Here is an 859-nt window from a genome sequence, read left to right on the forward strand (position 1 = left end):
TCTATTAAGCGTTACATGCTTTTCTATTAAGCATGCGCCTAACGCCACTGATGTAATAGCCGTCGTATTATCAATAGTATGGTCTGATAGACCCGTTAATACATCAAAACGTGTGGCCATATCTGCAACAGTCGCCAAATTATAATCGCCTGATGGCGCTGGGTAACCACTTACACAATGCAGTACAACAAGCTCTTTACACCCTGCATTTTTTGCTGTTTCTACTGCTTCACGTATTTCTTCTTCGTTCGCCATACCCGTTGAGATAATCATTGGCTTACCAGTCTTCGCAACATACTCGATTAATGGTAAATCGATGGCTTCAAATGACGCTATTTTGTACGCAGGAGCACCAAGCTCTTCGAGTAAATCAACGGCAGTAAAGTCAAACGGCGAGCTAAAAATAGTGATACCTAACTCTTTGGCTTTTTCAAATAAAGGTTTATGCCATTCCCACGGCATGTGCGCTTCTTCATATAAGTCATACAGTGTTTTACCATCCCACAACCCACCTTTAATTAAGAATTCAGGGTTATCGCTTTTCATTGTTATGGTATCAGGGCGATAAGTTTGCAGCTTCATTGCATCTGCACCACACTCTTTTGCCATTTCCATTATTTTGTAGGCATTTTCGATATCACCGTTATGATTCGCTGACATTTCAGCAATGATATACGGCGCATAGCCAGGGCCAATTTTTCTGTTATCGATAGTAATAAATTTATTCATAAATCCCTCACTCCACAGGTTGTCGAGTAAATTGCTCTTCATTAATTCGTTGGTAGCCAGCTCGGCTAAACAAAGCTTGTGATGCTGCATTTTCTTTTAGTACAACAGCATGTATAATTTTTGTAGGATG

The 859-nt window shown here is 40.3% G+C and carries 1 protein-coding gene; it reads right to left on the minus strand.

Annotation, left to right across the window (positions count from 1 at the left end; translation table 11 throughout):
* Positions 1-729, minus strand: a 729-nt coding sequence (gene pseI, locus QL995_RS21645; protein WP_290295081.1) for a pseudaminic acid synthase, incomplete at its 3' end; no start/stop codon positions are given.
* Between the last annotated feature and the right edge of the window lie 130 nt (positions 730-859).

It is taken from the genome of Pseudoalteromonas sp. APC 3358 (genome assembly GCF_030408075.1).
Taxonomy (GTDB): Bacteria; Pseudomonadota; Gammaproteobacteria; order Enterobacterales; family Alteromonadaceae; genus Pseudoalteromonas; species Pseudoalteromonas arctica.